We start from the raw sequence: 6,981 nt of genomic DNA, 5'->3' as shown, positions 1-6,981 counted from the left end.
GCCGGTATACTAAAGAGCCCCAAGAACGAATTCGTTCTTGGGGCTCTTTTTTTGTTTAAAAAAAGATGTAGGTGATATAAAAAATGGTTGTATGACAAATAGTGTTGGTGCATCAAACTAAAATTTCTTCTGGAATGAACGGGTTTGCTTGTATAGAGCCATGAGACCGACTGAAGCTTATAATCTTCAGTCTTTCAAGCCTCAAACAAAGCGTAATCGCTGAAGCGTCAACGCTCTGTAATTCGCATTGAATCCTTTAGATGGCTACAAGCAACCCTATTCCTCCAAAAATTTTGTATAATCGATTTTAGAAATCTATCAACACTAAAAATTATAGACCCTAAAAAATTTAAGTGAAATTATAATAAAATAACCTAACTCAGCAGTTGTTTTATTACACACAAACCAGCTGCTGATATAGCACCATTGATAGATAAATAAGGTTTAAATTCAATGTGTATTTTTTTCTCAGTTGCTAACAAAGTACTATTGTTTTCTAAATAGTCGTTTATTAAATCTGCAAGTTGAGTTTCCGTAAATAATTCCCCATGAATAACCATTTTATCCATGTCAATCATCATAGATAAATTATTTAGGGTAATTGAAAGATACTTAATCGCATTATGCAGTATATTTATAACACCTTCGTCTCCCAATTTATAAGCGTGTAAGATTGTTTCAATTGTTAGATGAGATCGATTGGTTGCTAATTGTCTTAAGTAGGTACTGTCAGAGTTATCAAAAAGAATTTGAGATTTTTTTATGATCCATGATTCACTTGTATACGTTTGTAAGCAACCTCTTTTTCCACATTCGCAGAGCTCACCATCAGGATGAACAACAATATGTCCAACTTCTCCAACTAAAATAGCATTGTCTCCATAAAGGCTATTTTGATAGATAGATGAGCAGAACATACCACGTCCTACATGTAAAAATGTAAAATTACTCATGTTCTTATCAATGCTAAACAATCTCTCAGATAAAGCCATACATTGCACATTATTCTTAAAGTAAATCGGTAAATCAATATCAGATAAAATCTGGTCTAGATTAAAATTTTTCCAAAATAAATTATTTGTTAGGATCATCTGAGTTCTTTCATCAAAATGTCCAGGTAGAGCAATACCAATGCCTTTTGGTTGGTATGCAGAACACTGTTTGATGAACAAGAGTAGTTCCTCAATAAAAAGGGTTTCTGTAAGATTAGTATCTGACACTAGTTGGTTATATGGAATGACTTTTTGTTCAAGCAAACTACCTTTGTTATCAATCAGGCAATAGGAAAAGAATTTTTCAGATAGTTCAACTCCAATATAAAAACTATGATTAGGAGAAATGTCCAATAATATTTTCTTTCTGCCTGATTTATTTAATGGAGAACTTACTTCACCTGTTTCGTGAATTAGTTGCTCTTTGATTAAATTTCCAGAAATCTCACTAACGGTTGCGGGTGTGATTCCTGTTTCTTTAGCAATATCAATTCTTGAGATAGGTCCTTTTGTATAAAGTGTATCCAATAGTTTGATTTGTAAAGCGTTCTGCCTTTTTGTAAGCTTCATAAGGTCCTCCTTTTCTTCACGCAAGTATTATACCTCATTAATTATTTTTTATAAACAATTAATGACTATTTTAAAGTTGACATTCGTAAAAATGTCGACTATTATAAAGATGTTAATAACAAACTATTATTAAATTAATAGAAAAACAGCTAATTTCGTTTGGTTTGATTATAATTTATAATTAATAAATAAAGAAAAGGAGGTATGAAGCTTTTAATAAACAATTTTTTTAATAAATAATGATAACGGTATCATTGTTTTTGCACATGTTAAGAGTACAAACAAGGTAGTTAAAAAAAGGAAGAATAGGGAGTTGTATTATGACAAAAAGATTTATAAGCGCGAATGCTTCAGAAATAATAGGTATGTCAGCTAGTGAGTTGAAACAGAGTATTAAAGCAAGTGAAGGAAGAATCGTGATGTCTGAAAACGTCGTTGGAAGAGAACCTTTTATTGAAGATATTACAAATGCAGAAATTGCTAGAGCTTTTGGTGCTGATTTGATTCTATTAAATGGAATAGATGTATTAAATCCTAAAATTTCTGGTCTAAGTAGTATGGAAGAATCATTTGTCGATCAACTACATAAATTGGTTGGTCGTCCAATTGGAGTCAACTTAGAACCCGTTGATGAAGAGGCAACTATGGCAGAAGATCGCTTAACTATTGCTGAGGGTAGACAAGCAAATTTAAAAACAATCAATGAAATTGAATCTTTGGGCTTAGACTTTGTTTGTTTAACGGGAAACCCAGGAACTGGCGTTACCAATACTCAGATTGAAAAAACAATTAGTATTACGAGAAAACTGTTTTCAGGATTAATTATTGCCGGAAAAATGCATGGAGCTGGTGTTTCAGAAAGTATTGTTGATTTAAAAACGGTTAAATCATTTATTAAAGCTGGAGCAGATATTATCTTAGTTCCTGCAGTTGGAACAGTTCCGGGTTTTGATGAAAATGAATTAAAAGAGATCGTTAAAGCTGTTCATAAAGAAGGAGCGTTAGTGTTGTCTGCCATCGGAACCAGTCAAGAAAGTTCAGATGAAGATACAATCAAACAAATTGCGATCCGTAATAAAATCTGTGGTGTGGATATTCAGCATATTGGAGACGCAGGATATGGTGGAATTGCTCCAGTAGAAAATATTTTTGCTTTAAGTAAAGCGTTGCGAGGTATGCGCCATACAGCTTCAATGATGGCAAGGTCGATAAACAGATAAATGCTATAAAGTGGGATTTTGGTAAAGGGTAAGGAGAAATTAAAATAATATAAATTTGATAGAGGAGGAGATTTGCTTGAATAATATTAATGTGTTTCTAGAACAAAAATTAATGCCTATTGCTTCAAAAATAGGAAATAATAAATTTCTAGTTGCTATACGTGATGGTATCACATTAGCCATGCCGTTGATTATCATTGGATCTTTATTTATGGTCGTTGCTAGTTTTCCAGTTCCAGGTTGGGAAAAATGGCTTGGTGAAATAGGTGTTGCTGATTTTCTCTGGAAAGGAACAGATAGTAGTTTTGGGTTGATTGGCTTAATAGCCAGTTTTGGGATTGCTTATAGTTTAACCAATCAATTTGGAGTTGATGGTGTTCCATCGGGTATTATATCCTTATCTTCTTTTATCGTAGTCACTCCTTTTGTTACTTCTGATGCAGGTGCTGGGATGCCGACTACTTATATGGCAGCAAAAGGTTTATTCGTGGCTATTATTATCGGATTAATAAGTGGTTATATCTATCAGTGGTTTATTAATCATAATATTCAAATTAAATTACCAGAAACTGTACCACCTGCAGTAGCAAAAAGTTTTAGTGCGATTATACCTGGAGCATTTATTGTGACATTTTGGTTGATTATCTATGCAATTTTAATAAAGCTGAATTTACCGAACTTACATGATGTTGCTCAAGTTGTTTTGGGAGGTCCTCTAGGATTACTAGGGAATAATGTGTTTGGTACTGTGGTTGTTGTAGGTTTAAATAGTTTGTTCTGGTTTGTTGGTATTCATGGAGGAAATGTTGTCAACTCGGTAATGCAACCTTTATGGATCGCTAATTTAGATGAAAATCGTGCGGCATACCAAGCTGGAACCGAAATGCAACACATTTTCACTATCTCATTTATGGATAATCTTGTTTATATTGGTGGTGGTGGTGCAACACTTGGTTTGGTTTTAGTGTTGGGTTATCTAGCTCGAAAGAAAAAAACAAGTAAGCAAACAAAAGTATTAGCTCCAATTACTGTCGTTCCAGGTATTTTTAATATCAATGAGCCCACTATGTTCGGACTACCTGTTGTATTAAATGTTATGTTGCTCGTACCATTTATTCTTGCTCCGATGGTCAATGTTGTTGTAGCATACTTGGCTATGGCATCTGGACTTGTTCCTTTAACTCGAACGGTAGCATCTTGGACAATGCCTCCTATTATAAGTGGATTTTTAGTAACCGGAAGCATCAGTGGTTCCATTTTGCAAATTGTATTAATTGTATTAGATGTATTGTTATACTTGCCATTCTTCATAGCTGTTGAAAAGCGTTTCAAAGCTGAAGAACTGGGAGAGTCAATGATTCAGGAACAAACACTTAAAGAGTCAGAAGTGTTTGTAAAAAAATAAATTTATTGAAAAGGCATAACTTCTGTTTAATACCGAAGTTATGCCTTTTTTGATTATATAAAATAAAGTTGTAAATACAAATTTATTTTATGTCTTTACATTTTAAATGAAAAGGGTTACAATTATTTTGTAAAAAACATATTAAAAGGAGGAGATAAGAATGGAAGATAATAAATGGATCATAATGCTGGGAAACATGGCCAGCAAAATTAACAGCTATAAGTATATTATAGCTATCAAAAATGCTTTTACTGCTCTAATACCGATCATCATCACGGGGGCTTTTGCAACGCTGTTTTCTAATATGGTTTTTGATTCAACAAATGGTTTGGCACAAATAGATGCTTTAGCTTTTTTGGAAGAATTGAAACCGATTGCACAATCAATTAACTATGCAACAATGAACATGTTGACAATTAGTGCGGTCTTTTTAATAGGACTGGAGATTGGTAATTTAAATAAAGAAAGCGGATATTTTCCTGGTTTACTAGCAGTTATCAGTTATATAACCGTCAATCCAACAACGTTAGAATTGTTAGTGGATGACAAAATGCGTGTAGTGGAAAATGTTTTATCTCGTAACTATACGGATACAAAAGGATTATTTTTAGGAATGTTTATCGCAATTGTTTCAGTAGAATTATTCACTTGGTTAGGCAAACAAGATAAAATAAATATAAAAATGCCTGACAGTGTGCCTTCAAATGTATCAAGAAGTTTTTCGGCATTGATTCCGACAATCTTAACGATCACTATGATCGCCACAGCAGGATTTGCTATTTTCCGCATAACTGGTATGTATCTATACGATATTATCTATATGGTTGTTCAAGCACCATTAGAAAATGTTATGCAAGGATTACCTGGTGTCTTAATTTTGATGTTCGTGGCTCAGTTCTTCTGGGTTATCGGAATACATGGAAACCAAATGATCAAACCAATTCGCGAACCTTTGTTATTAGCTTCAATAGCAGTCAATACAGATGCATTTAATGCAGGTAAAGAAATTCCAAATATTATCAATATGCCTTTCTGGGATATGTACATGAATATTGGTGGTTCTGGGGTAACGATTGGATTGTTATTTGCTATCTTTATCGTTGGTAAACGAGATGACATGAAAGAAATTGCAAAATTATCTATGGGACCTAGTTTATTCAATATTAATGAACCCGTAATATTTGGAATGCCAATCATGTTAAACCCTATCTTAGCTATTCCGTTCATCGTTACACCACTAATTACAGGAGTGATCGGTTATGTAGCGACTTATATTGGCTTTGCCGGAAAAGCAGTAGTTATGATTCCATGGACTACGCCACCAATTATTAGTGCTTATTTAGCAACAGCGGGTAGTTTAGGAGCAGTTGCGACTCAATTGATTTGTATCGTAGTTTCAACATTGATTTACTTGCCATTCGTTAAAATTTCTAATAGTCGTCAACTAGTGGAAGAACCAGGGCGTACTGAAGAAGTAAAAGAATTAGATGAAGTCACTGTAAATGACTAAAAGATTAATAAATTTAGAGTGTAAATTATCTATTGAAGTAAAATGATATATAATCCTATTGAGCTTGAGAAGTCCCGTGGATTTACGAAAGGGATTTTTCAAGTTCTTTCTATTTGAATTAATAGTTGTTTGTGGGGATATGTTATACTAAAGAGAATAGCAAAATGACATAATTATATAAAACGAAGTGAGTGAGGGCAATGGCAAAATACAAAAATGTCGCAGATGAATTACGTAAACAAATTAAACAAGGCAATTATCCAAAAGGCGGTCAATTGCCCAATCAAAATGAATTAGCAGAAAAATTTGATACAAGTAGAGTTACCGTAAAAAAAGCACTAGATTTATTGTCGATTGAAGGACTGGTTTTTTCAGTTCAAGGTTCTGGCACATACGTCAAAAAAAATATTGCACAAACATCTGATACAGGAATCAAAATTGGGCAGAATATTGGATTAACTCATCAAATAGGAGAACAAACCGAATTAGTTAACAAGGTACTGGCTTTTAACGTTCGATTTCCAAGTGCTGAAGAATGTGAACAATTAATGATCCAAAGTGAATCTCCAGTATATGAAATCAAACGATTAAGAGTTATTAACAATAGACCTTATTCGATAGAATATTCATTACTTCCGGTAAAACTTGTTCCAAACATAACTCCTGCTATCTTAGAGCACTCAGTTTATGATTACATTCGACAAGATGTTGGGCTGGTTTTTGGTGGGAATCAGCAGTTTATCAAGGCTGCACCTCCTAACGAAGAAGACCGACAGTATTTAAATTGCAAAGATAACGAACCTGTTCTAGAGGTTACAAAGGTAATGTTCCTTGAAAACGGCAGACCCTTCGAATATTCAAAAGTAAGACACCGTTATGATATGGTAGAAATGTGTTTTAATAATACACAGCATGAGTAAAAATTAATTAAAATAGGAAAAAGATTCGAATTTTAAATCGATAAATTTCGAGTCTGCATCCTAGAAATAAGAGTAGAAAAAACTATCTTGAAAACTAGAAGAATAGTTTTCGAATAAATCGGATTAATTTTTAAGAACTTAAAGAAAAATAGTTGACAATTTTGTGAAAAGCATGTAAAGTTATAGGAGTTGTTAGAGCAAGTAACTTTCAAAAATATGAATAAAAATTCTTTTAAAATAATTTTTATTAAAAAGTTATTGACATTTAAAAAATAACTTGTTATTATATAGAAGTTGCAACGGACTGTTACAACAAGCTTTAGACCTTTGAAAACTAAACAAAGTAAGACGAACCAAATGTGAG

The 6,981-nt window shown here is 33.1% G+C and carries 5 protein-coding genes; 4 read left to right on the top strand and 1 reads right to left on the bottom strand.

Annotated elements, in window-relative coordinates; genetic code table 11:
* Window positions 1-374: 374 nt before the first annotated feature.
* Window positions 375-1,562 carry an ROK family transcriptional regulator gene (locus ABS916_RS12720; RefSeq protein WP_350452253.1) on the bottom strand — a complete coding sequence of 396 codons (1,188 nt, stop codon included), beginning with the start codon at window positions 1,560-1,562 and terminating at the stop codon, window positions 375-377.
* Window positions 1,563-1,882: 320 nt separating this feature from the next.
* On the opposite strand from ABS916_RS12720, the gene ABS916_RS12715 reads away from it, so the two are divergent.
* The 4 genes from ABS916_RS12715 to ABS916_RS12700 all read left to right on the top strand — a co-directional run bounded on the left by ABS916_RS12715 (window position 1,883) and on the right by ABS916_RS12700 (window position 6,617).
* Window positions 1,883-2,782, top strand: coding sequence for a DUF7916 family protein (locus ABS916_RS12715; protein WP_350452252.1), 900 nt, complete (start codon window positions 1,883-1,885; stop codon window positions 2,780-2,782).
* Window positions 2,783-2,894: 112 nt separating this feature from the next.
* Window positions 2,895-4,187, top strand: a complete 1,293-nt coding sequence (locus ABS916_RS12710) for a PTS sugar transporter subunit IIC (RefSeq protein ID WP_502880613.1) — start codon at window positions 2,895-2,897, stop codon at window positions 4,185-4,187.
* 160 nt (window positions 4,188-4,347) lie between these two features.
* The gene (locus ABS916_RS12705) at window positions 4,348-5,697 is read left to right on the top strand and encodes a PTS sugar transporter subunit IIC (protein WP_350452251.1); all 1,350 of its coding nucleotides are present in this window, start codon (window positions 4,348-4,350) and stop codon (window positions 5,695-5,697) included.
* Between the two features lie 200 nt (window positions 5,698-5,897).
* Entirely contained in the window at window positions 5,898-6,617 is a 720-nt protein-coding gene (locus ABS916_RS12700) for a GntR family transcriptional regulator (protein WP_350452250.1), read from the top strand.
* Window positions 6,618-6,981: the final 364 nt, after the last annotated feature.

The sequence above is a fragment of the Carnobacterium sp. genome, from assembly GCF_040274945.1.
Classification (GTDB): Bacteria; Bacillota; Bacilli; order Lactobacillales; family Carnobacteriaceae; genus Carnobacterium_B.
This window is presented reverse-complemented; position numbering and strand designations above follow the sequence as displayed.

Bases quoted from the DNA above. Each gene is read 5' to 3' on its own strand.
- ABS916_RS12720 (WP_350452253.1), bottom strand. From the start codon at position 1,562: ATGAAGCTTACAAAAAGGCAGAACGCTTTACAAATCAAACTATTGGAT.
- ABS916_RS12705 (WP_350452251.1), top strand. From the start codon at position 4,348: ATGGAAGATAATAAATGGATCATAATGCTGGGAAACATGGCCAGCAAA.
- ABS916_RS12715 (WP_350452252.1), top strand. From the start codon at position 1,883: ATGACAAAAAGATTTATAAGCGCGAATGCTTCAGAAATAATAGGTATG.
- ABS916_RS12710 (WP_502880613.1), top strand. From the start codon at position 2,895: ATGCCTATTGCTTCAAAAATAGGAAATAATAAATTTCTAGTTGCTATA.
- ABS916_RS12700 (WP_350452250.1), top strand. From the start codon at position 5,898: ATGGCAAAATACAAAAATGTCGCAGATGAATTACGTAAACAAATTAAA.